At 67.4% G+C, this 21,804-nt stretch carries 20 protein-coding genes and 1 tRNA gene; 13 read left to right on the top strand and 8 right to left on the bottom strand.

Annotated elements, in window-relative coordinates:
• Nucleotides 1–29 precede the first annotated feature (29 nt).
• Nucleotides 30–1,178: a twin-arginine translocation signal domain-containing protein gene (locus tag HARCEL1_RS04900; RefSeq protein ID WP_108381460.1), complete on the top strand. Its 1,149-nt coding sequence runs from the start codon at nucleotides 30–32 to the stop codon at nucleotides 1,176–1,178.
• Nucleotides 1,179–1,315: 137 nt separating this feature from the next.
• Nucleotides 1,316–2,965 carry a hypothetical protein gene (locus tag HARCEL1_RS04895; RefSeq protein WP_108381459.1) on the top strand — a complete coding sequence of 550 codons (1,650 nt, stop codon included), beginning with the start codon at nucleotides 1,316–1,318 and terminating at the stop codon, nucleotides 2,963–2,965.
• 256 nt (nucleotides 2,966–3,221) lie between these two features.
• Here HARCEL1_RS04895 and HARCEL1_RS04890 read toward each other — a convergent pair whose 3' ends face one another.
• Genes HARCEL1_RS04890 through HARCEL1_RS04865 form a run of 6 tightly spaced genes read right to left on the bottom strand, consistent with a single transcriptional unit; the run spans nucleotide 3,222 to nucleotide 9,092 of the window.
• Entirely contained in the window at nucleotides 3,222–4,676 is a 1,455-nt protein-coding gene (locus tag HARCEL1_RS04890; RefSeq protein WP_108381458.1) for an NADH-quinone oxidoreductase subunit N, read from the bottom strand.
• Entirely contained in the window at nucleotides 4,676–6,217 is a 1,542-nt protein-coding gene (locus HARCEL1_RS04885) for a complex I subunit 4 family protein (protein WP_108381457.1), read from the bottom strand. Before HARCEL1_RS04885 ends, HARCEL1_RS04890 begins: the two co-directional genes overlap by 1 nt.
• A complete protein-coding gene (gene nuoL, locus HARCEL1_RS04880; protein ID WP_108381456.1) occupies nucleotides 6,214–8,223 on the bottom strand; it encodes an NADH-quinone oxidoreductase subunit L in 2,010 nt (669 codons plus the stop codon). Before nuoL ends, HARCEL1_RS04885 begins: the two co-directional genes overlap by 4 nt.
• A 1-nt stretch (nucleotide 8,224) precedes the next feature.
• Nucleotides 8,225–8,527: an NADH-quinone oxidoreductase subunit NuoK gene (gene nuoK, locus HARCEL1_RS04875; protein ID WP_108381455.1), complete on the bottom strand. Its 303-nt coding sequence runs from the start codon at nucleotides 8,525–8,527 to the stop codon at nucleotides 8,225–8,227.
• Nucleotides 8,527–8,817, bottom strand: a complete 291-nt coding sequence (locus HARCEL1_RS04870) for a hypothetical protein (RefSeq protein ID WP_108381454.1) — start codon at nucleotides 8,815–8,817, stop codon at nucleotides 8,527–8,529. The genes nuoK and HARCEL1_RS04870 overlap by 1 nt, the downstream gene beginning before the upstream one ends.
• Nucleotides 8,814–9,092 (bottom strand): NADH-quinone oxidoreductase subunit J, encoded by a 279-nt coding sequence (locus tag HARCEL1_RS04865; protein ID WP_108381453.1) that lies wholly within the window; start codon nucleotides 9,090–9,092, stop codon nucleotides 8,814–8,816. The genes HARCEL1_RS04870 and HARCEL1_RS04865 overlap by 4 nt, the downstream gene beginning before the upstream one ends.
• 126 nt (nucleotides 9,093–9,218) lie before the next feature.
• On the opposite strand from HARCEL1_RS04865, the gene HARCEL1_RS04860 reads away from it, so the two are divergent.
• From HARCEL1_RS04860 to HARCEL1_RS04835, 6 genes are all read left to right on the top strand, one after another.
• On the top strand, nucleotides 9,219–9,965 hold the full coding sequence (locus HARCEL1_RS04860) for an ABC transporter ATP-binding protein (protein ID WP_108381452.1): 747 nt from the start codon (nucleotides 9,219–9,221) through the stop codon (nucleotides 9,963–9,965).
• A gap of 2 nt (nucleotides 9,966–9,967) precedes the next feature.
• On the top strand, nucleotides 9,968–11,188 hold the full coding sequence (locus tag HARCEL1_RS04855; RefSeq protein WP_108381451.1) for an ABC transporter permease: 1,221 nt from the start codon (nucleotides 9,968–9,970) through the stop codon (nucleotides 11,186–11,188).
• Nucleotides 11,185–12,453 carry an ABC transporter permease gene (locus HARCEL1_RS04850; protein WP_108381450.1) on the top strand — a complete coding sequence of 423 codons (1,269 nt, stop codon included), beginning with the start codon at nucleotides 11,185–11,187 and terminating at the stop codon, nucleotides 12,451–12,453. The genes HARCEL1_RS04855 and HARCEL1_RS04850 overlap by 4 nt, the downstream gene beginning before the upstream one ends.
• A 109-nt stretch (nucleotides 12,454–12,562) precedes the next feature.
• Nucleotides 12,563–12,970 carry a DUF7124 domain-containing protein gene (locus HARCEL1_RS04845; RefSeq protein WP_108381449.1) on the top strand — a complete coding sequence of 136 codons (408 nt, stop codon included), beginning with the start codon at nucleotides 12,563–12,565 and terminating at the stop codon, nucleotides 12,968–12,970.
• Nucleotides 12,971–12,981: 11 nt separating this feature from the next.
• Complete coding sequence (locus tag HARCEL1_RS04840; RefSeq protein ID WP_108381448.1) at nucleotides 12,982–14,022, top strand: helix-turn-helix transcriptional regulator; 1,041 nt, start codon at nucleotides 12,982–12,984, stop codon at nucleotides 14,020–14,022.
• Between the two features lie 51 nt (nucleotides 14,023–14,073).
• Nucleotides 14,074–14,148: transfer RNA gene (locus tag HARCEL1_RS04835), tRNA-Glu, on the top strand.
• 235 nt (nucleotides 14,149–14,383) lie between these two features.
• On the opposite strand, the gene HARCEL1_RS04830 is transcribed toward HARCEL1_RS04835, so the two are convergent.
• Entirely contained in the window at nucleotides 14,384–16,996 is a 2,613-nt protein-coding gene (locus HARCEL1_RS04830) for a glycoside hydrolase family 3 protein (protein WP_233357409.1), read from the bottom strand.
• A 222-nt stretch (nucleotides 16,997–17,218) separates the two neighbouring features.
• Here HARCEL1_RS04830 and HARCEL1_RS04825 point away from each other — a divergent pair, with 222 nt between their 5' ends.
• The 4 genes from HARCEL1_RS04825 (at nucleotide 17,219) to HARCEL1_RS04810 (ending at nucleotide 20,085) form a co-directional block, all read left to right on the top strand.
• On the top strand, nucleotides 17,219–17,494 hold the full coding sequence (locus HARCEL1_RS04825; protein WP_108381447.1) for an amphi-Trp domain-containing protein: 276 nt from the start codon (nucleotides 17,219–17,221) through the stop codon (nucleotides 17,492–17,494).
• 80 nt (nucleotides 17,495–17,574) lie between these two features.
• Nucleotides 17,575–18,111 carry an NfeD family protein gene (locus tag HARCEL1_RS04820; protein ID WP_108381446.1) on the top strand — a complete coding sequence of 179 codons (537 nt, stop codon included), beginning with the start codon at nucleotides 17,575–17,577 and terminating at the stop codon, nucleotides 18,109–18,111.
• 129 nt (nucleotides 18,112–18,240) lie between these two features.
• The gene (locus tag HARCEL1_RS04815) at nucleotides 18,241–19,356 is read left to right on the top strand and encodes an SPFH domain-containing protein (protein WP_108381445.1); all 1,116 of its coding nucleotides are present in this window, start codon (nucleotides 18,241–18,243) and stop codon (nucleotides 19,354–19,356) included.
• Nucleotides 19,357–19,467: 111 nt separating this feature from the next.
• Nucleotides 19,468–20,085 (top strand): winged helix-turn-helix transcriptional regulator, encoded by a 618-nt coding sequence (locus HARCEL1_RS04810; RefSeq protein WP_108381444.1) that lies wholly within the window; start codon nucleotides 19,468–19,470, stop codon nucleotides 20,083–20,085.
• 18 nt (nucleotides 20,086–20,103) lie between these two features.
• On the opposite strand, the gene HARCEL1_RS04805 is transcribed toward HARCEL1_RS04810, so the two are convergent.
• Nucleotides 20,104–20,352, bottom strand: coding sequence for a DUF7123 family protein (locus HARCEL1_RS04805; RefSeq protein WP_108381443.1), 249 nt, complete (start codon nucleotides 20,350–20,352; stop codon nucleotides 20,104–20,106).
• 240 nt (nucleotides 20,353–20,592) lie between these two features.
• On the opposite strand from HARCEL1_RS04805, the gene aroC reads away from it, so the two are divergent.
• On the top strand, nucleotides 20,593–21,786 hold the full coding sequence (gene aroC, locus HARCEL1_RS04800) for a chorismate synthase (protein WP_108381442.1): 1,194 nt from the start codon (nucleotides 20,593–20,595) through the stop codon (nucleotides 21,784–21,786).
• The last annotated feature ends 18 nt before the right edge of the window (nucleotides 21,787–21,804 follow it).

Raw genomic sequence — 21,804 nt, 5'->3', positions numbered from 1 at the left:
ATTCTCAATACCACGGGGCATTGGAAACCATGACAGATTTCGAGCGCACATCGACGGCGGGGGAATCGAGAACGCCACGGTCGCGACGGCAGTTCCTGAAAGGCGGGCTTGCGACCGGGGCCGGGGCACTCGCACTGGGGAGTGCGTCGCTGGCTTCGGGAGCGCGAATCGAAGAACACTGCGACCAGCAGGGGACCCTGGAGGAAGAAGAGGTCGAGTGGTCGATCAACGACTCGTTCAAGATGCTCGACAACGAGTGGTCGCTGCCGTCGGCGGCCCAGTGCATCTGGATCGAAGACGACGGGACGTACGGGTGGGACTGGGACGCCGAGTCGGGCGACTCCGTCGGTGACTGGGACATCAACTATCCGGAGGTGTACTGTGGCACCCGCCCCTGGGGGAACGATTCGGGAGCGGATGCGTTCCCGATTCGCCAGCAAGACGTCGAGGAACTCTGGATCGAGGTCGACGTCGACATCTCGGCGAGCGGTGGCGAGTGGGACTTCGTCGAGGAGTGGTGGCTCGCGGAAGAGGATCCGACGGAGAACGCCGAGACCCACACCCACGAGATCATGCTGTATCTCGACTGGGGCGGTGGCCACGGCCACTCCGGCGTCGAGCGCGGGAACGTCTGGACCGACCAGTTCGGCAACACCGTCGACCACTGGACGACCTACCCCTCCGGGGGAACCGGGGCGACCTTCCACATCTTCAAAGTCCAGGGCGGGCCCCGGAACGGGAAGTTCGATCTGAAGCCGATCGTCGACTACTGTACGAACGACCTCGGGGTCGACCCGTCGCTGTTCATCACGGGGATCGAACTGGGCAACGAGTACTGGCCGTACTCCAGTGGCGAGACTCACTTCCAGCAGTTCGACGTGACGATCAACGGCCAGACCTACGAGAGCGGGGCGGGACAGGTCGAAACGACCACGACGCCGGACCCGACCACCACGACCCAGGACGGCCCGAGTTGGCCCGACGGGGCGACCGACCCCGACGGCGACGACCTGTACGAAGACCTCTCGGGTGACGGAACGCTGAACTTCCCCGACGTGAACCGCCTGTTCCAGAACACCGATCAGTCGGTCACCCAGGACAACAGCCAGTACTACGACTTCGACGGCGACGACGACCTCGACTCCCAGGACGTGCTCGCGCTGTTCGAACGGGTCTGACCGGCCGCCGTGTTCGGGTTCCAGTCGATTTGCCGTCAGATAGGGGCGCTGGAGGTGAGATCGGCAGATTTTCGATTAATTTTTGAGTGGCGAAGCCATATAATAAAGGCGTAGGGGAACATCACGGCTCGGCATTTATGACAGACAACAATACAGAGAAGACGACGGACGGGGGACAGTACACCGAAGTGAGCGATCGATCGCGACGCCAGTTCCTGAAGGCTGGCCTCGCGACGGGGGCCGGGGCCGTCGCGCTCGGCAGCGCGTCGCTGGCATCCGGGGCGAAAGCCGAAGAGATCTGTGACGGCCAGGAGACCTACGAGGAGGTCACGGTTACCGAGGACGTCGCGCTGATCGACAACCAGTGGGGCGACTCGGAAGCCCCGCAGTGCATCTGGCGCAACGACGACGGGAGTTTCGGCTGGGACTTCACGGGCCAGGGTGGCTCCATCAACTATCCCCAGCTGTACATCGGTGACCGCCCGTGGGGCAAGAGCACGAACACGCCCCCGTTCCCGACAGAGCGGCGGAACATCGACGAGCTCGTGATGGAGATCGACACCGATATCAACATCTCGGGAGGGGAGTGGAACCTTGCCGAGGAGTGGTGGCTGCTCAACGAGTATCCCGTCGAGAATCAGCCGACCGCCAACGACTACGAGGTCATGCTCGTCCTCAGGGGGAACGAAGAGCACCGCAGTGCCTGGGAGTGGAACCAGCCCTGGGAAGAGGTTGGCTCCGACCAGTTCGGAAACACGATCCGGTTCTGGGCCAACAACGACGGCGGGACCGGCGCACCGCAGCTGATCTACTGGGTCGACGGCGGCATGGAGACCGGCAAGGTCGACCTGACGGTCGTCATGGACGACATGGATCAGCGGTTCAACCCCAGCGGCGACATGATCTTCACGGGCGTCGAACTCGGGACCGAGTACCAGGGGTACGCGAGCGGGTCGATCACGTTCAACCACTTCGGGCTGACCGTCAACGGGACGACCTACACGGCGGGCAACGGGTCCGCAAGCGACGACCCCACGCCCACCGATCCGACCCCGACCGACGACCCCACGCCCACCGACGACCCCACGCCCACCGACGAACCCACGCCCACTGACGACCCGAACGACGGCGGCTCGCAGCTCTTGCTGGAGCCGTCCTCGTCGTCGATCGACGCCGGCGACAGCGTGGCCGTGGACGTGGTCCTCGATCAGGTGCCCTCCGGCGGCCTCGCGGGGTACGAACTCGACATCTCGGTGAGCGATTCGAGCGTCCTGCAGTTCCCCACCGGACGTGGCGCGGACCCCGCAAGCTTCCCGTACGAGTTCAGCGACGTGAGCTCCGCGAGCACCACCGACGACGGATCTGCCGTGACGATCAAGGCGAGTGACGCCGTCGACAGTTACAGCGGCGGCGAGACCGACGTGCTTCTGGCGACACTCAGCCTCGACGGCCAGAGCGATGGATCGGCCGACCTCTCGACCTCGATCACGACCCTCCAGATCGACGGGGCCGGCACGCCCATCGACGCGTCGACCCCGTCGACAACGATTTCGGTCGGAACGGACGATCCGACCGGCCCGACCTGGCCACAGGGCGCGACCGACCCCGACGGCGACGGTCTGTACGAGGACCTCTCGGGTGACGGAGAGCTGAACTTCCCCGACGTGAACGTGCTGTTCCAGAACTCCGAGTCGACCTCGGCCCGGAACAACGCAGAGTACTACGACTTCGACGGTGACGGCAGCGTCGGCATGCAGGACGTCCTCGCACTGTTCGAGATGGTCTGATCGGCCGGCCAGCCTGAACGTGTGGCGAGCGGCCTTTTTCTTTCGTGCGATACGATCGACTCGTCGAGTCTTCCGAGCGCGTCGACCGACGAACGCGACCGGTGGTGACCCGCACGTCGGTCGACCCGCGATATCGTGAGAAACTCCGCGTCGCTGTCGACGTGACGATCGGTGCCGTCCGACGTCACCGACAGGTCGCGGACGAGGCCCACACCGAGAACGGCGATTCACTCGCGACGACCGAAATGTTGGACGATCAGGGGGAGAGCGCGGCGGTCGCGGCGTCGATCTGCGGAGCGAGCACGCCAGCCCCGCCGACGAGCAGGCCGACGGTGAGGACGGCTGCGATCACGATCGCGAGATACAGCGCGACCGGCGTCGCATCGAGGCCCGGCGCATCGCTGGATTCGAACCACATCGCGCGTAGGACGCGCGCGTAGTAGTACACCGAGAGCGCACTCGTCGCGAGACCGACCACCGCGAGCCACCACAGCCCGGCGTCGATCGCGCCCGCGAAGAGAAGGTACTTCGAGAGGAAGCCCCCGCCGACGGGCAGGCCCGCCAGACTGAGCAGGAACACACTCATCGCGACGGCGGCGACGGGTGCGCGCTCGCCCAGGCCCGCGAAGGCGTCGAACTCCCGGCCCCGCCCGCGGAGTTCGACGAGCGCGACGACGAGGAAGGCGCCCGTGTTCATCGCGCCGTACACCGCGAGATGGAGCAGGCCACCGCCGAGCGCGAGCGAACTCGCGCCGAGCGATGCCAGCGCGACCAGCACGTAGCCCGCGTGTCCGATCGACGAATAGGCGAGCATGCGCTTGACCGACGATTGGGTCGCCGCCGCGAGGTTGCCGACGAGCATCGTCGCGACCGCGAGCACCGCGAACAATAGGGTTACGTCGACGACGCCGACGAGTGCCTCGACGGGCAGTGCCGTCGTGAACACCCGGATCGCGATGACGAACCCGGCGGCCTTCGACGCCGACGAGAGGAGCGCCGAGACCGGCGTCGGTGCGCCGTCGTAGGCGTCGGGGGCCCAGAAGTGGACGGGCACGCTCGCCGTCTTAAAGGCGAGCCCAACGATGACGAGCACGATACCGATCCCGAGCAGGCCCGGCGACGCGCCGTCGATCGCCGCAGCGACGCCCTCGAAGGTGAGCGTCCCGGTCGCCCCGTAGAGCAGCGTGACACCGTAGATCAGCAGGGCGGACGCGAGCGCACCCACGAGGAAGTACTTCGTCCCGGCCTCGACCGACCGCTCGTCGTCTTTGCGGAACGCGACGAGGACGTACGAGGGCAGACTCGTCAGTTCGAGCGCGATCACGAGCACGACGAAACTCCGCGCGGCCGCCATCAGCGCCATCCCCGCGGTCGCGAGCACGATCAAAGAGAGGTACTCCGCCGCCCACTTGCGGTTGGCACAGACGTCGATGCTCGCGAGGACGACGAGCGTCGCGACGCCCGCGACGATCGTCCAGAGCACGAGCGTCAACTCGTCGACGACGATGTGGCCCGCGAAGAACGTCTCGGCCCCGCCGCCAGTGACGAGGCGAGCGGCAGCCAGCACCGCCGCCGCGCCGACGCCGACGATCGTGACGCCGTAGAGGATGCGGCGATCGTTCGCGTCGGGAACGGGGTGGATACTGTCGGCGGCAAAGAGCGCGAGTGCCGTCAAACCGAGTGCGAGCACCGGCGCGAGATCGACGAGCATTACAGCCCACCTCCCAGGACGGTCGCGACCTCACCGAGATCCTGGAGGACGGGTGCGCTCGCGCGCTGGATCGTCGGCCAGAACAGGTCGGGCGCGACGCCGAGTGCGATCACGGCCGCGAGGACGATCCCGATCGGGACGAGTTCGCGCGCACTCGCGCGGTCGACGGGATAGCCCGATCCCGCCGGGCCGAACAGGGTGCGCTGCATCGCCCAGAGCAGGTAGCCCGCGACGACGACGATGCCGAACATCGCGACCGCCGTCACGAGCGGCGCGAGAGGGACGACCGCCGACTGCATCCCGCCGATGAACACGAACAGTTCGGCGGCGAACCCGCTCATCAGCGGCAGGCCCATGTAGGCGAACGCCGCGGCGACGAACGCCGCCGCCGTGAGCGGCATCCGGTCGGCCAGCCCCGACAGCGTCTCGACGTCCCGGGTGTGCGTGCGGTGGTAGATCACACCGACGATCATGAACAGGGCCCCGGAGATCAGCCCGTGACTGACCATCTGGAAGGTCGCCCCGCCCAGGCCGTAGAGGCTGAGCGCGACGAGTCCGAGCAGGACGTACCCCATCGACGAGATCGAGGAGTACGCGACGATGCGTTTGAGATCGTTCTGTGCAAGCGCGAGCAACGCGCCGTAGAGGACGCTCACGACCGCGAGGATCGCGATCGGAACGGCGAGTCGAGCCATCGTCTCGGGCATCATGGTCACGTTGAAACGGAGGAGTGCGTACGTCCCCATCTTCAGGAGGACGCCCGCGAGCAGCACCGACGCGGGCGTGGGGGCCTCGACGTGGGCGTCGGGCAGCCAGGTGTGGACGGGCACGAGCGGCACCTTCACCGCGAAGCCCGCGAACGTCGCGACGAAGGCGAGCAGCGTCAGCGTCGCGGCGTCGATCCCGGCGTAGCCTTCGAGCGCCCCCGATCGCAGGCCATCAGCGAGTTCGGGGAGTCCGAACGTCGCCTCGGGCAGGCCGACGAACAGTGCGAGTACGCCGACGAAGGCGACCAGACTCGCGACGTTCGTGTAGATCAGGAACTTGATCGCGGCGTACCGGCGATTGTCGCCGCCCCAGACCCCGATGAGGATGTACATCGGGACGAGGACGCCCTCCCAGAAGACGAACCAGATGATGAAGTCCATCGCGACGAACACGCCGATCATCGCGGCTTCGAGCACCAGGACGAGGCCGTAGAACTGCGATTCGCGCTCGTCGATCGTCGACCACGCACTCGCGATGGCGGCGGTCGTGAGAAACGTTGCGAGCACGACCAGCGGCAGCGATATCCCGTCGACGCCGACGTGCCAGTCGATCGCGTACCCCCCGAGTTCGAACCACGCAACGTCGGTCTCGAAGGCCATCTGCCCGCCGAGCAGGGCGTTGCCCGTCCCGTCGAACGTCCGCCAGGCGTACAGCGACCCACCCAGCGGGAGCAGGCTGATCGCCGCCGCGAGACGGCCCGCGTACTCGTCGGGCGCGAGGAAAGTGGCCAGGCCACCGAGCAGTGCGATCGCGATCAGTGCTTCGAGAATCATTGGAGCCACCCCCCGAGCAGGCCGACGGCGACGATGAGAAGGGCGACCGCCACCGTGATGATCGTCAGGTAGTGGGTGACGATCCCCGACTGCAGGCGACTCGCGCGGTCGGCGGCGGCCAGCGTCACGGTACTCGTGCCGTCGACCGACCCGTCGATCCCCGACCGGTCGAACCGATCGAGCACCGCGGCGGTCGGCGCGACCAGGCCCCGCGCCAGCCAGACCTGGTACTCGTCCTGGTAGTAGTTGTGCGCGAGCAGGCGCTTGAGCGGGCCGAGCCGGTCGGTGTGCTCGCGAGGCTCCCGATAGAGCCACCACGCGCTGCCCGCGCCGACGAGCGCGAGCGTCAGCGAGACGAGCGCCGGGAGAATCGGTGAGAGGTGCGCGGCTTCGTAGCCCGCCGCGCCGAGCAGGTCGCCGTAGTGGGCGGCGTCCGTCGAGAGGCCGACCGCGAGCGAGCGGTCCAGCCAGTCGTGAAGGAAGGTCGCGTGGACGCCGACCTCCTCTAAGGGTGCCATGTTGATCCACCCGGCCGCGAGCGCGCCGACGGCGAGCACCGCCATCGGGATCCGCATCGACCAGCCGACGGCGTGGGCGTCACGCGCGTGGTCGGACCGCGATTCGCCGTGGAAAGTCAGCCGGACCATCCGGAACGTATAGAAGCCCGTGACCGGGACCGCGAGCAAGCCGAGCGCGTACGCGACGAGCAGCACTGGATCCGACAACCCGTGATCGAGCGCCTCGTAGAGCACCTCGTCTTTCGACCAGAAGCCCGCGAACGGCACGATGCCCGCGAGCGCGAGCGACCCCGCGAGGAAGGATGCGTACGTCCAGGGCAGTTTCGATCGCAGCCCACCGAGTTCCCACATGTTCTCCTCGTGGTGGGTCGCGACGATCACCGCGCCAGCGCCCAGGAAGAGCAGGGCCTTGAACATCGCGTGCGTCGTCAAATGGAACACGCCAGCGACGTAGCCGCCCGCACCGAGCGCGAGCATCATATAGCCGTACTGGCTGATCGTCGAGTACGCGAGCACCTGCTTGAGTTCCTGGGCGACGACGCCCATCGACGCTGCGAACAGCGCCGTGACCCCGCCGACGAGCGCGACGACCGCGAGTGCGGTCGGGGAGAGCGCGTAGAATCCGTACAGCCGAGCGATCAGATAGACACCCGCGGCGACCATCGTCGCGGCGTGGATCAGCGCCGAGACCGGCGTGGGGCCCTCCATCGCGTCGGGCAGCCACGTATGGAGGGGAAACTGTGCGGACTTCCCGATCGCGCCGCCTAGAATCAGCAGTGCGACGACCGTGATCGCCGTCTGCGGGCCGAGCCCCGCGAATTGCGTCCCAGCGTCGATGGCGTCGGCGGCGGCCGCCGGAAGGCTCTCCGGCCCCGCGAAGCGGGTCGTCCCGAACATGACGATCACCGCGACGGTGCCGATCAGGAAGAAATAGTCCCCGAACCGCGTCACGAGAAAGGCCTTCTTCGCCGCGCTGGCGGGCCCGGGTTCGCGGAACCAGAAGCCAATGAGGAGGTACGAACAGAGGCCGACGAGTTCGAAGAACACGAACGCCATCAAAAGATTGCTCGCGTAGACGAACGCGAGCATACTGAACGTAAACAGTGAGAGTTCGGCGTAGTATCGCGGGAGGCCGGTCTCGCCCTCGTCGTTCATATATCCGAGCGAGAAGACCAGCACGAGCGTCGCGATCAGCGCGACGATGACGCCGACCAGCGCCGACAGCGGATCGATCAGGAGGCCGAATTCGAGTGTCGGCGCGCCCTCGACGCCAGTCGCGAACGTGTAGACGACGCTGTTGGCGACCTCGGGGTCGATCCCGCCGGCGACCTGCAGCGCGATCCAGACCGCGAGTGCGAGCGACGTCGCCGTGCCGAGGATTCCGATCGACGCGCCGCGTTTCGGCAGCCACCGGCCCACGAGGAGGACGGCGACGAAGGCGATCAGTGGCGCGGCGATGACGCCCGCAGCGGCAGTCGTCACCGCCATGTTACCCCTCCAGCCCCCGCGGAACGGTGACGTCGATCGTCCCGAGCGTCCGGTTGAGCACGAGGACGATGCCGATACCGACCGCGACTTCGGCGGCGGCCAGCGCCATGATAAACAGGGCGAACGTTTGGCCCGTCAGATTTCCCCAGTGGTGGGAGAACGCGACGAGGTTGAGCGCGCCCGCGTTGAGGAGGAGTTCGACCGACATCAGGAATCGGAGCGCGTTCCGGCGGGCGAGCACGCCGAACAGGCCGATACAGAACAGGGCGGCCGAGACCACGAGATAGTACTCGATCGGGACCATCAGTGTTCACCTCCCTCGCGTCGCGCGAGGTGGACCGCGCCACCGAGTGCGGCGTCGAGGACGACCGCCAGCAGGATGAAGGCGAGCAGAAAGCCCTCGGTGACCAGCGGCGAGGCGTCGATCAGACCGAGCAGCGCGAAGCCGACGCCGTCGGTGACCGAGTCCGTGCCGAACCCCGCAGCGGGCCCCAGATCGGCGGTCGCGAACACCCACGCGAGGACGACGAACAGCGTCCCCACACCGAACGCGGCCCGGAGATCGATCCCCCGGTCGAGGCGCGGTCGACTCATCGGTTCCCCCCGACCGGCAGGTCGATCGTCCGATCGCCGTCGGTGAGCATCACGGCGAACGTGATCAGAATGAGGACACCACCGACGTACACGAGCACCTGAATCGCGCCGACCAGCGGGGCTCCTGCGAGGACGTACAGCACCGCCACCCCGAGAAGTGCGGTCCCGAGCGATAGCGCGGCGTGCCAGAGTTCGTCCAGCACGACGACGCCGATCGCGCCACCGAGTGTGATGACCGCGAACAGCGCGAACGCGAAGAGTTCTGGGCCTCCCATCTTACGGCAGTCTGTGACCGGCAGACGTTTCAAGATTGCTCTTGAGACAGCCGACGAGCCCAAGACTCGCTTTTGAACGCTTACGAAACCGGTGATCGATGCGTCAGGATCGCAGACAGCACCATTATGTCTCGCCGTCCCGGAGACGCGTCTGCAATGTCCGCCGCGTCGTCCGCGCCGCTGATCGCGTGTGAGTCGGTCGAGCGCACCTACCGTCGATCGACCGGACGATTCCGGCGCGCGGGCCCCGAAGTGCGCGCCCTCGACGGTGTCTCTCTTTTCGTCGAGCGCGGCGAGATTCTGGGGATCGTCGGACCGAGCGGCAGCGGCAAGTCGACACTGCTCCACTTGCTGGGGGCCCTCGACGTGCCCACCGCCGGCCAGGTCCGCATTCGGGGCCAGGACACCGCCGCGTTATCGGCCCGGGGTCGGCGTCGGCTCCGACAGGAGAGCGTCGGGATCGTCTTCCAGCGATTTCACCTCTTGCCCGCGCTGTCCGCGCGGTCGAACGTCGCGGTCGCGCTGATCGAGGCCGGCCATTCCAAGGCCGAGCGGCGATCGCGCGCCGAGGAGGCACTCGCGACGGTCGGGCTCTCGGATCGCGCCGATCACGCACCGGGCGAACTCTCCGGCGGAGAGCGCCAGCGCGTCGCGATCGCACGCGCGCTCGCGCCCGATCCAGACATCGTGATCGCTGACGAGCCGACGGGTGAACTCGACACCGCGACGGGCGAGCGCATTCTCGACGCGCTCGCCGCGGTCGCGGAGGACCGCGCGGTCGTGTTGGCCTCTCACGACGACCAGGCCGTCGACCGGGCCGATCGCGTGCTCGAACTGCGCGACGGCCGCGTGAACGGCGAGACCGAGGGGTGACGATGCGCGAACGGATCCACCGGTGGCTCTCGCGACGACGCGCGCTCGTCGGCGTCGGGATCCGCCGGGTCGCGGGCCAGCCCTCGACGCGCGTGCTCGTGACGATCACGGGCATCGCTATCGCCGTCGCGTTGCTCGTGACCATCGGTGGCGTCTCGCTCGGCCTCGCGGGCGGGACCGTCGTGGCCGGAGAGACCGTCGACTACTGGATCGTCCCCGATGGCGCGACCGCGCGGTCGGTCGTCGTCGGCGTCGACGGGCCACGGCTGGGCCAGGTCCACGAGGTCACGAACTCGATTGCGAGCGACGACCGTGTCGCCTACGCCACGCCCGTCCAGGTGACGATCCTCCCCGTCTCGGCGGGTAATCGCACCGAGTACGCCGTCCTGATGGGCGTGATCGGCCCGCCCGACGGCCAGGACAGCGAGGCGCTTCCCGGCGCGGCGCTCTCGCCGAGCGACCCTCACTACGCGAACGGGAGCTATGCCGGTCCGCGAACGGGCGAGGCCGTCGTCTCCGGCGCGACTGCGGAGTTGCTCGCCGTCGGGAACGGCGATTCGCTCGCTCTGCGGGGCGATCGGTTCACCGTCCGGGCGGTCGAGGATGAGGGCCTCGCGGGCGAACTCACGACCGCGCCCGTGGTCGTCGTCCACCTCGCGGAACTCCAGGCCGCGACCGGGGCCGACGAGGGTGATCTGGCCGATCGCATCCTCGTTCGCGCACACGACCGGTCAGTCCGCGAGTCGATCGGGGCGCGATACCCGGAGACCGACGTCGTGACCGGCACGGGACTCGGCCGCGATCAACTCTCGGAGGCGAACCTGCCGCTGGCGATGGCGATCGCCGCCACGATCACGACACTCGTCGTCGGCGTACTCTTTGTCGCGACGCTGATGGGCCTGGAAGTCACCGACGACCGCCGACAGCTGGCCGTCCTCGCGGCGATCGGGCTCTCCGGACGGTCTCGCGCCTGGATCGTCGGCACCCAGACGATCGTCGTCGCCGCGATCGGTGGGGTCGCCGGCGTCGGCCTCGGGATCGCGACGATCGCCGCGGTGAACGGCGTCGCCGCACGCGTCGCGGGCCTCGGCCGTGTCGCGCTGTTCGACCCCCTGTTGATCGCCGTCGGCCTCGGCGTCGCGCTCGCGATCGGCGCGCTCGCGGTCGTCTACCCGCTCTGGGTCGCTCGCCGGACCGATCCGCTGGAGGCGATGGCGCGATGAGAGGGGTGGTGATCGCGCCGCTGGCCGCCCTGCGCCGGGTGGCGGCACGAGCCCGCGCGATCTGTGGGCTCGCCGGGGCGCAACTCCGCCACGATCGAACGCGAACGCTCCTCGCCGTCGTGGGCATCGTCGTCGCCGTGCTCGCGACGACGATCCTCGCGAGTCTGGGCCTGGGTGTCGTCGCGACCGGCGAGCAGATGTTCGAACAGGCCGATCGCGACCTGTGGGTGACCGCCGGCGCGACGCGCATTACGCCCGGCGCGATCGGTGGGCTCGAAACGCCGCTGGTCGACGCCCACCGACTGGCCGCGGATCTCGACCGGCGACCCGACGTTCAGACGGCCGTGCCGATGAGCTTTCAGACCGTCTACGTCGGATCGGATCCCGACGCCCTGGAGACCGTCATCGGCGTCGGCGCCCCCGCGAGTGGCCCCTCGGTCCAGATCACGCGCGGTGAAGGCTTTTCGACGGGAGATTTGCACTACGCGAACGGAACGTACGACGGGCCGACGAGCCAGGCAGTCGTCCTCGACAATCAGACCGCGACACGACTCGGCGTCTCGGTGGGGGAAACCGTCCACGTCGGCGGGACCGTCGCGGGCGCGCGCGGACGCGAGTACACCGTTGTAGGCATCTCCCCGACGTACCGGACCTTCCTCGGCGGGTCGACCGCGATCTTCCATTTGAGCGAACTCCAGGAGATCACCGGGTCGGCGCGCACCGACGGCGCCTCCTTTATCACCGTCGCCCTCAAGGAGGGCGCGGATCCCGAGGCCGTCGCCGCAGAGATCGAGGCCGAGCGGCCCGATCTGACCGTCCGGACGAACAGCGAACAGCTCAGATCCATCCTCGAAGAGCAGGCACTCGTGCTCGCGAGCGGCGTCGTGATGATCGTGCTCGCGGTCGTCGCGGGCGTCGCGCTCACGACGAATCTCATGCTCGGACACGTCGATCGCCAGCGCTACGAACTCGCCGCACTGCGGGCGCTCGGCACCTCGACGACGACGCTCGTCGGTGTCGTCACCGTCGAAGCCGTCGTGCTCGGCGTCGTGGGCGGGCTGATCGGCGTTTCGCTCACGATCCCGGTCGCCGCCGGCCTGGAGTGGCTGGTCACCGAACTCGTCGGGTTCGAGGGGTTGCTCGCGCCGGACACGCGGGTCCTGGCCGGTGGGCTGGCGGTCGCGGTCGTCACGAGCACCGTCGCGGGGATCGCCGCGGGCACGCGTATCGCCCGTATCGCGCCCCTGGAGACGCTCGAACGCTGATCGCCCGGCCCAGCGACCCCCGGTGACCCGGACCATCGAGCCGAGCGGTCGACGCCAGCCGCCGTGACCCGATCGTCAGGGTTTCGAACGGGGCGCTCGATTCAGTCGTATGGACGGATCCAGCGGATCGATGACGCTGGCGTTCGATCTCGAAGCGATGCGATCGCTGGCCGCACCGGACACCGTCGTCGACGACGCCCGGCGGTGGACCGAGTACATCGGGATCGTGGCCGACGCGCCGACGCCGGCGGTGACCTCCTTTGCCCGCACCCACCGGATCAGACAGGACTTCTTCTCCGGGCCGAAAGATCGCGAGACCAGCCTGGCGAACGTCCGCACCCAGTTCGAGACCGACCGGTACGTCTACATCGGACTGCCCGAGGACGAATCGATCGCCACCCAGAGTGGCTGGGAGTTCCTCCCGATCGAGGAGGCCGCCGACGCCGCCGACTGGGAACTCGGTGACCCGGAGCCGCCGGATAGCCGCACCGACACGGGCCGCGAGGACTGGCCCTGACTCCGGTCAGTATGGTCGAGGACTGCACCGATCGACGATGTCGTCGCCACCTCGCGATCGTCACGATCGTACTGCTCGTCGGCGGTGTCGCCGGACCGCCGGTCGCGGCAACCGCAGAGCCGACGCTGTTCGCACCGCCGACCGAGTCGGTCGACCGCGCGACGGTGACCGTCCAGGTCGGGTCGAACGGCTCGACGACGGTCACCGTCGCGTACGCACAGCGACTCCCGAACGAGACCGCGATCGAGCGGTTTCGGTCGTCCTCGACGCCGCTGTTCGCGGAGACCGAGCGACTGGCGACCCAGACGCTCGACCGGATCGAGGATCGGACCGGTCGATCGACGAGCGTCGCGGTGATCGATCGGGAGTCCAGAATCGCCACGGGGGGCGGCCTCCAGACCGAGGGCGTCCGATCGATCCAGTTCCGCGTGCGCGGACTCACGACGGAGGCCGCTGCGACCGACGAACTGGCCGTCGAGATTCCAGTGCAGATCGCGCTCAGTAACGACCACCGACTGGTCGTCGAGACCGGAGCAGGCCTCGCTCTCCAGAGCGCCACGCCAGAGCCATCCGCGGCCTCGAACACGACCGCCGAGTACGTCGGCCCGCGAACGCTCGACGGGCTGACGATCGAGACCCGCCAGATCGCGACCGACGACCGGCGGGGCCTCGCCACCACCGGTGCGCTTGCGGTCGCCGGACTCATGGCGCTCGTCGTCGCGCTCCTGGTGGGCTGGTGGGTCCGCCGATCACCGTCCGACGAGGAGAGTGAGGCCGAACCGCCCGCTCCGCCCACGACCGATCCCGAGCACCTCCCGGACGATCGACGCGTGATCGGACTCCTGGAGGACGCCGACGGGCGGATGAAACAGACGGCCATCGTCGAGGCGACCGGCTGGTCGAAATCGAAAACGAGCATGGTGCTCTCGGGCATGGCCGACGACGAGCAGATCTTCAAACTCAAAGTGGGCCGCGAGAACATCGTCTGCCTGCCAGAGGCCGTCCCCGAGGGCGTCGGTGGGCCCACGGGGAACGCGAACGACTCTCAGTGACCGCCGGAAAGCGCAACGGTTATTTACGAACGCACGAAGCCAATGATGCACGCTCCGGTGGTGTAGTCCGGCCAATCATCTTGCCCTCTCACGGCAAGGACCAGGGTTCGAATCCCTGCCGGAGCACTATTCTGAGGAACGAAGAAGGACGCGGACAGCGGTATTCGGAGCAGACCAGTCGCACGCAGCGGAGCGAGCACGTCTGGGCGTGGTTCGAATTCCGAACGGCAGCAAGCCGCCGTTCGACCCTCGCGAAATCGAAGATTTCGCTCAGTCCCTGCCGGAGCACTTCTCTGCGGTGCGACGGACGCACGAACAGCGCCGAGGACCCGACCGTCGGTCAGAGAACCCGACGTGAGCGCTACGGATCGCGCCCAGCGAGCCGATCGATGAGGCTGGACCGCCGGCCGCGTGCGCGTCCGTTCCCACGACCGCGTGGTGGGCCCCGGCCCTGCCCCGGGCCAGTGTCGGAGCCGTCGGGCGGCGTGATACCCTCCAAGACGCTTCCCGGTTCGGTCACCGTCAGCGTCGTCGAGAGGTCGCTTTCGGGATCGACCGTCAGCACGTAGTCGGTGGCCTCGACGTGTTTCGGCCCGAGGCCGGGCACGTCGCCCGCGACGACCTCCAGGGCGGCCAGATCGATCTCGACCTCGGCTCTGGTGGTCTCACCGGGATCGAGCGACACGCGCTCGTAGCCCACGACCCGAGTATCGCGGTGCATGACCGTGCCGTAGGCGGTGGTGTTGTACACCTCGACGACGTGCTCGCCGGCCATGTCGCCGGTGTTCGTCACGTCGACGCCGAGCGTGACGGTCTCGCGAGCGGGATCGTCGACCGTCGCGGGTGACACCGAGAGGTTGGCGTACTCGAAGGTGGTGTAGGAGAGTCCGTGCCCATAGGGGTAGGTGGGGTCGTGCCCGTTGCCGGGCCAGGCGTTGTGATGCAGCGGGCCGTGCCCGACCTGTTGGGGCCAGGAGAAGCCGAGTCGGCCCGAGGGATTGTACGCACCGAGAAGCGTCTCCGCGATGGCGGTCCCGCCACCGGTTGCGGGCTGACCCGCGTACAGCACCGCGTCGAGCGGCCCGAAACTCTCCTGATTCCCTCGGGGACTGCCGGCGTACTCGACGGCGACGATCGGTGTCTCGTCGTCGGTGGCCGCCTCGACGGTCGCGATGATCTCTCGTTGGGTCTCGGGCAGTTCGAGGGAATCACGATCACCGAACCCCTCGTTGTGTGGCCCCTCACCGATGACGACGACCACGGCGTCGGCCTCGGGCGCCGCGCTCTCGACGGCACTACGCTGATCGTCCGTAAAGCCGTAGTCGCCGTTCTCGCTGGAGTGATTGGGCGCACCCTCTTCGGGGTGCCACTCGCCTTGCCACCACTCGGTGCGATCGAAGTCCGTGGGGACGTGTGTGATCGCCCCGTCGTGGTGGTCCCGCAACGCCGCGATCATGGAGTCGCCGGCGGGACGGGGCCCGCCCTCGGAGAGCGATCCGGCCTCGATGCCCTGCCAGCCGAGCGTCCAGCCGCCGTACTGCATCAGAATGCGGTTCTCGATGCCCGTCTCCGGATCGACACCCGGGCCCGTCACCAGGAGGTCTTCGTCACCCGCGAGCGGCAAAACGGGGTCGCCACCCTCCGTCACGGGTTCGTTTTTCAGAAGGACGAGCGACTCGCGTGCGATCTCCGTCGAGGTTGCGACGGACTCGTCGTTGCCGACCAGGTCGGTGACCAGCGACTCGTCGGCGTAGGGATCGTCGAACAGCCCCAGGTCCTGTTTGAGTTCGAGGATGCGGCGGACCGACGCGTCGATCCGCTGTTCGGTGAGATCGCCACTCTCGACGAGTTCGTCGACGTAGGTGACGAACTCGCGTGGATCGAGCGGGCGACCCTCGTTGCCGCCACCGAGCATCGCCATGTCGACGCCCGCCGCGATCGCGGCCCGGACGGCCATCTTCTTGCCCGCCCGCGTGTCCGGGAACAGATCGTGAATCCCGATCAGCCGGTAGAGATCGTTCCAGTCGGTGAGGATCACGCCCTCGAAGCCGTACTCACCGCGAAGGAGGTCGGTCAACAGCCACTGCGAGACGTGAGCGGGGACGCCGTTGACCGACCCGCTGTTGACCATCACCATGCCCGCGCCCTCCGCAAGGGTGACCTCGAACGGCGGGAGGAGTGTCTCCCGAAGGTCACGCATCGAGGTGTTGACCGCAGACCGGTCGTTGCCGTTCGTGGGGATCTCGTAGCCCGCGAAGTGTTTGGGCGTCGCGGTGACCCGATCGTGGCCTTCGAGCGCGCGGTTGCGTGCGCGCGAGATATCGCCAAGGACTTTCGTCGACTCGCTGATCCCCTCGAAATACCGGCCCCAGCGGGGGTCACGCTGGAGTTCGATCGTCGGGGCGTAGGTCTCGTGAATGCCCGTCGCGGCGATCATTGCGGCGGTGTGTTCTTCGGCCCGTTCGATCAGGTCCGGATCGCGTGTCGCACCCATGTTGTGTCGCTGGGGCAACGCCGTCGCGCCGTCGACGTAGGCCGCGCCGTGAGTACCGTCGATGCCGTAGAAAAACGGAATGCCGTGTGGTGAGTTCTCGATGGCGTACTCCTGCAGTTCGTTGATGCCGGCGACCAGCGCCTCGGGATCGGTCGTCGGCGGCATCGCCCCGCCCGAGAGGACGGATCCCGCGCCGATCTCACCGACGATGTCCCCGACGGTCTCGACGTTGTCGTGACTGGACTCAGTGGTCGGGTCGAGCGATCCGATCACCGGCTGGATCATCTGCGCGGCTTTCTCTCGAACGGACATCCGATTCACGAGCGCCGGAATCGGCAGATCCTGAGCGACCGCCGTCTCCGCGCCCGCGCCGATCGTTGCCGCCGCTGTCGCCGCGCCAGCCGCTTTCACGAACGTCCGACGCGAGGGGCCCGCTCTCTCCGTCGGGACGTCGTCTCCGTCTGTATTGTCGTCTGACATTGCGGCCGAGACCTCTGCCGGACGAGGGATAAAGTTTTAGTATATTTTCATAATTGTCGGCAGTGATATATTCTACACAGCAGTCCGATATGTCTACCATCGGTCCGAAATCGCGGGGCTGACGGTCCGTCGGCAGTGGCGACGAAACCACTCGTCACGTCGGTCGTGTCCGTTCGTCGGCCCACCCTCGACCTTTATAAGCAGTCCGGCCGTCGTTAGGGTATGCCCGAAGAAGTCATCTTCGAGACCGAACGCGACCAGACCCGTGGAGAGATCGCTGCAACGCTGCGCTCCGTGGCGGACAAACTCGACGCTGGCGAGGATATCACGATCCGCGCGGGCGAAGAGTCGGTCTCACTGGACGTGCCCGACCGCCCGACCTTCGAGATCAAAGCCGAGCGCGAGGGGCGCGCACCGAACACCGAACTCAGCGTCGAGTTCGAACTGGAGTGGGACGAAGGCGAGGACAGTTCCGGCGGCGACGTCGAAATCGAGTGATCGGGCGGTCGTCGAGGAGGCGAAGTGGAGTCCCGGCGGTCGCTGCCAGCCTTTACTTGCCGGCCGGTCCAAACGGGCGTATGGTCGATCTGCTCGACGGGTTGGCGACGCTCGTGTTGCTCGCGGGGGCCGGACTGGTCATCATGGAGGCGTTCGTTCCCAGCGGGCACTTCATCGTCCTCGGCATCGCGCTACTCGCGGCGGGGTTGGTCGGCGTGCTCGCGCCACTGGAGGGGATCGCACTCCCCCTGCTGATGGCCGCCACGGCGCTGATCACCGGCGCTGGGGCCTTCTACGGCTATCGCGAGTTCGATTTCTACGGCGGGAAAGGGATCGCTCAGACCACCGATTCGGACTCGCTCCGCGGGTCGACCGGGCGCGTGACCGAACGCGTGACCGAGACCGACGGCGAGGTGAAACTCGACGAGGGTGGATTCAACCCGATCTACAAGGCCCGCGCGTTCCGGGGGACGATCGAAGAGGGCGATCGCGTGATCGTCGTCGATCCGGGCGGCGGGAACGTCCTCGAAGTCGAGTCGATGGCCGCCATCGACGAGATCGATCGGGAGTTGGCTGCCGACGCCGCCACAACCCAGAGAGAACGCGAAACGGAGTGATCGGGTCGACCGATCACCCGATTCACCCCGAGCGATCGGTCGATCACCTCCGGGCGAGCGATCGACTCGACCCAGATCGATCGCCCGACCCAACCCTTTTTTACCGGGAGACTCGAAGCGCAATTCGTCATGCTATCGATCATTCCGCTGCAGACGCTGCCGGCGGGCCTGACGCTGATCGCGCTGATCGTCCTCGCGATCGTCGTCGTGGCCCTCTGGCAGTCGGTCGTCATCGTCGACGCCTACGAGAAGAAGGCGTTGACGGTGCTGGGTGAGTACCGTGGACTGCTCGAACCGGGGATCTCCTTTGTGCCTCCGTTCGTCTCCGCGACCCAGACGTTCGACATGCGGACTCAGACGTTGGACGTGCCCGCCCAGGAGGCCATCACGCGGGACAACTCGCCGGTCCGGGCCGACGCCGTGGTCTACATCAAGGTGATGAACGCCAAGAAGGCGTTCCTCGAAGTCGAAAACTACGAGCGTGCGGTCTCGAATCTCGCCCAGACGACGCTGCGGGCGGTGCTGGGCGACATGGAACTCGACGACACGCTCAACAAGCGCCAGGAGATCAACGCGAAGATCCGCGAGGAACTCGACGAACCCACCGACGAGTGGGGGATTCGCGTCGAGTCGGTCGAGGTTCGTGAGGTCAACCCCTCGAAAGACGTCCAGCAGGCGATGGAACAGCAGACCTCCGCGGAGCGCAAACGCCGCGCGATGATCCTCGAAGCCCAGGGGGAACGCCGCTCGGCGATCGAGGAAGCCCAGGGGGAAAAACAGTCGGACATCATCCGCGCCCAGGGGAAAAAGCAAAGCCAGATCCTCGAAGCCCAGGGGGACGCCATCTCGACGGTGCTGCGCGCGAAATCCGCCGAGTCCATGGGTGAACGCGCCGTCATCGAGAAAGGCATGGAGACCCTGGAGTCGATCGGCCAGGGCGAGTCACAGACGTTTGTCCTGCCCCAGGAGTTGACCTCGCTGGTCAGTCGGTACGGCCAGCATCTCACGGGGGCGGACACGTCGGGGAACGAACCCGACCTGGAGAGTCTCGACTTCGACGACGAGACGCGCGAACTGCTCGGTATCGACGACATCGCGGAGATCATCGGTGAGATCGAAGACACCGAAATCGACATCGAGGGCATGGAAGAGCAGGCCCAGGCGATCAAGCAGGGCGCCGACGAGCCGTCGATCGAGTCGGCCGACATCGACGACGTGCCCGAGGACGTCGAGGACATCGAGTGAGGATACGGCCTGAGACCGGCCGCTGATCGACCGCCGAGCGCCGAGCCGTCGGGCGACGCCCACCGAGAACGGTCGAAGACGTTTTATTCGGGAATCACCTGATTCGGGGCAATGGTCGGAGAGGGGCCGATCGACGAGAACAAGCGAGCGACGCTCCGCCGATTCGCGTCGATCGGGGCGGCAAGCCCGCTCGCCACGCTCGCGACCGACGACGCGTCCGCGAGCGACAGTGACCGTCCGGACGCAATCGCGGGCTATCTCGATCGCACGCCCGGCGCACACTTCTCGAAACTGCGTGACGACCTCCAACTCGGGACCGGTGAGGCCCAACACCACCTCGATCGACTCGTCGAGGAGGGCGTGATCGAGACCCGCAAGGACGGCGATTTCCGACGATACTTCCCCGCCGACCGGTTCGACGAGTTCGAACAGATCGCGCTCGGGTATCTCCGCCGGGAGACCCCACGGGCGATGATCGTCCACTGGCTGCGCGACCCCGAGGCGACCGGCGCACGGCTCGCGGACCGCATCGGCGTCTCGCGAGCGACGATCAGTCAGCGCGCGGGCGATTTGGAGGCCGCTGGGCTGCTCGACCGGCGCGATGGGGCCGCCCTACTGCGCCCGGAGACGCTCCTGCTGTTGATCGTCCGATACGCGGGGTCGTTCGGCCCCGAGGCACTCGATCTGGCCGCCGACGCCGACGATCTCGTCCGAATCGACCGGGCCTGAAAACGGCCCGTCTGCGGCTCACTGCGTGACCATCCACGTCGTCGAGGACGAATAGCCCCACTTCTCGATGTCGACGGCGAACTCGCCGTCCTGAAGCGATCGCATGTTCGTGCCGACCTCCTTGGGCGAGAGGCCGAGTTCGTCACCGATCAGCCGCGACTTGAAGTACGTCTGGTCGTCGGCGTGTTCGATGAGGTACGCCAGGATCCGCCGCTGTTTGTTCGAGAGTTGCCCGCTCCCACCACCCACCTCCGCTGTGGTGCTCATACACAGAGTGTGGGGACCACCCGTGAAAGCCGATTTGGTACAGCGGATTAATCGGCCCCCTCAGGCCCGTATACGGCCGATAATGAGTGATTCGGGGGCAAGATATCGAGGGCGATCGCGGCGTGGGGCCCCGCTGTGGTAGAGGTGGTTCACGAATCGAGGGGGTTCGGATCGCACCACCGCCACCCACGCCGACCGGGACTGCAACGCTTACGTGCGCGCGCCACTCAGTGGGCGAGCATGAACGGCAATTCGTTCGGGCGACTCTTCCAGTTGACGACGTACGGCGAGAGCCACGGCGAGGCGATGGGGTGTGTCGTCTCTGGCTGTCCGGCGGGCGTCGAACTCGACGCGGCGGATGTCCAGGCCGAACTCGACCGGCGCAAGCCCGGCCAGTCGATGATCACCACCAGTCGGGACGAACCCGACGCGGTGACCATCGAGTCCGGGATACAGGACGGCTACACTACGGGGACGCCGATCGGGCTGCACATCCAGAACAAAGACGCCCGCTCGGGCAAATACGAGCCGTTCGTGACGGCCCCACGCCCGAGCCACGGCGATTTCACCTACTCCGCGAAGTTCGGCACGCGTAACTGGGGCGGCGGCGGGCGCTCCTCGGCCCGCGAGACGGTCAACTGGGTCGCCGCGGGCGCGATCGCCCGACAGGTGCTCGACCAATCGGACTACGACGTCGAGATCGCCGCGCACGTCGACCAGATCGACGACATCACCGCGCCCGAACTCTCCTTCGAGGAGATCCGCGCGAACGTCGAAGACAACGACGTCCGGTGTGGCGACCCCGAGACCGCCGAAGAGATGCGCGACCGCATCGACGAATACCAGTCCGAGGGCGACTCGATCGGTGGCTCGATCGCCTTCGAGGTCCGGGGCGTCCCCCCGGGCCTGGGCGCGCCCCGCTTCGACGGCCTGCCCGCCCGCCTCGGCCGGGCGATGTTCGCGATCCCCGCCGTGACAGCCTTCGAGTTCGGCCTCGGGACCGACGCCCGGACCGTCGCGGGCATCGACCGGAACGATCCCTTCGAGTTCGACGCCGACGGTCGGGTCACCCCCGCGGAGAACGACCACGGCGGCATCCAGGGCGGCATCACCACCGGCGCACCGATCACCGGCGAGGTGACCTGGCACGCGCCGACGTCGATCCCGAAAACGCAACGCACCGTCGACTGGGAGCGCGAAGAGGACGTGGACATCACCGTTACGGGGCGACACGACCCGGTGCTCCCGCCGCGGGCAGTGCCCGTCGTCGAGGCGATGCTCGAATGCACCATCCTCGATTTCATGCTGCTCGGCGGGCGGATCAACCCCGATCGCCTCGACGACCGGCCCGGCGAGTACGACACCGACTACCACCCGTCGAGTCCACAGCGTGACCCCGAGGACGCCCCGACGAGTGCGTCGAGCGAGGACTGACTGGGCACGCCCTGAGAA

It is taken from the genome of Halococcoides cellulosivorans (genome assembly GCF_003058365.1).
Taxonomy (GTDB): domain Archaea; phylum Halobacteriota; class Halobacteria; order Halobacteriales; family Haloarculaceae; genus Halococcoides; species Halococcoides cellulosivorans.
The sequence above is the reverse complement of the archived record's forward strand: the minus strand, read 5'-3'. Positions and strand labels throughout refer to the sequence as shown.

Bases quoted from the DNA above. Each gene is read 5' to 3' on its own strand.
- HARCEL1_RS04860 (WP_108381452.1), top strand. From the start codon at position 9,219: ATGTCTCGCCGTCCCGGAGACGCGTCTGCAATGTCCGCCGCGTCGTCC.
- HARCEL1_RS04830 (WP_233357409.1), bottom strand. From the start codon at position 16,996: ATGTCAGACGACAATACAGACGGAGACGACGTCCCGACGGAGAGAGCG.
- HARCEL1_RS04820 (WP_108381446.1), top strand. From the start codon at position 17,575: ATGGTCGATCTGCTCGACGGGTTGGCGACGCTCGTGTTGCTCGCGGGG.
- HARCEL1_RS04840 (WP_108381448.1), top strand. From the start codon at position 12,982: ATGGTCGAGGACTGCACCGATCGACGATGTCGTCGCCACCTCGCGATC.
- HARCEL1_RS04810 (WP_108381444.1), top strand. From the start codon at position 19,468: ATGGTCGGAGAGGGGCCGATCGACGAGAACAAGCGAGCGACGCTCCGC.
- HARCEL1_RS04870 (WP_108381454.1), bottom strand. From the start codon at position 8,817: ATGAGTCGACCGCGCCTCGACCGGGGGATCGATCTCCGGGCCGCGTTC.
- HARCEL1_RS04850 (WP_108381450.1), top strand. From the start codon at position 11,185: ATGAGAGGGGTGGTGATCGCGCCGCTGGCCGCCCTGCGCCGGGTGGCG.
- HARCEL1_RS04865 (WP_108381453.1), bottom strand. From the start codon at position 9,092: ATGGGAGGCCCAGAACTCTTCGCGTTCGCGCTGTTCGCGGTCATCACA.
- HARCEL1_RS04805 (WP_108381443.1), bottom strand. From the start codon at position 20,352: ATGAGCACCACAGCGGAGGTGGGTGGTGGGAGCGGGCAACTCTCGAAC.
- HARCEL1_RS04895 (WP_108381459.1), top strand. From the start codon at position 1,316: ATGACAGACAACAATACAGAGAAGACGACGGACGGGGGACAGTACACC.
- HARCEL1_RS04900 (WP_108381460.1), top strand. From the start codon at position 30: ATGACAGATTTCGAGCGCACATCGACGGCGGGGGAATCGAGAACGCCA.
- HARCEL1_RS04890 (WP_108381458.1), bottom strand. From the start codon at position 4,676: ATGCTCGTCGATCTCGCGCCGGTGCTCGCACTCGGTTTGACGGCACTC.
- nuoK (WP_108381455.1), bottom strand. From the start codon at position 8,527: ATGGTCCCGATCGAGTACTATCTCGTGGTCTCGGCCGCCCTGTTCTGT.
- HARCEL1_RS04845 (WP_108381449.1), top strand. From the start codon at position 12,563: ATGGACGGATCCAGCGGATCGATGACGCTGGCGTTCGATCTCGAAGCG.
- HARCEL1_RS04855 (WP_108381451.1), top strand. From the start codon at position 9,968: ATGCGCGAACGGATCCACCGGTGGCTCTCGCGACGACGCGCGCTCGTC.
- HARCEL1_RS04885 (WP_108381457.1), bottom strand. From the start codon at position 6,217: ATGATTCTCGAAGCACTGATCGCGATCGCACTGCTCGGTGGCCTGGCC.
- aroC (WP_108381442.1), top strand. From the start codon at position 20,593: ATGAACGGCAATTCGTTCGGGCGACTCTTCCAGTTGACGACGTACGGC.
- nuoL (WP_108381456.1), bottom strand. From the start codon at position 8,223: ATGGCGGTGACGACTGCCGCTGCGGGCGTCATCGCCGCGCCACTGATC.
- HARCEL1_RS04825 (WP_108381447.1), top strand. From the start codon at position 17,219: ATGCCCGAAGAAGTCATCTTCGAGACCGAACGCGACCAGACCCGTGGA.
- HARCEL1_RS04815 (WP_108381445.1), top strand. From the start codon at position 18,241: ATGCTATCGATCATTCCGCTGCAGACGCTGCCGGCGGGCCTGACGCTG.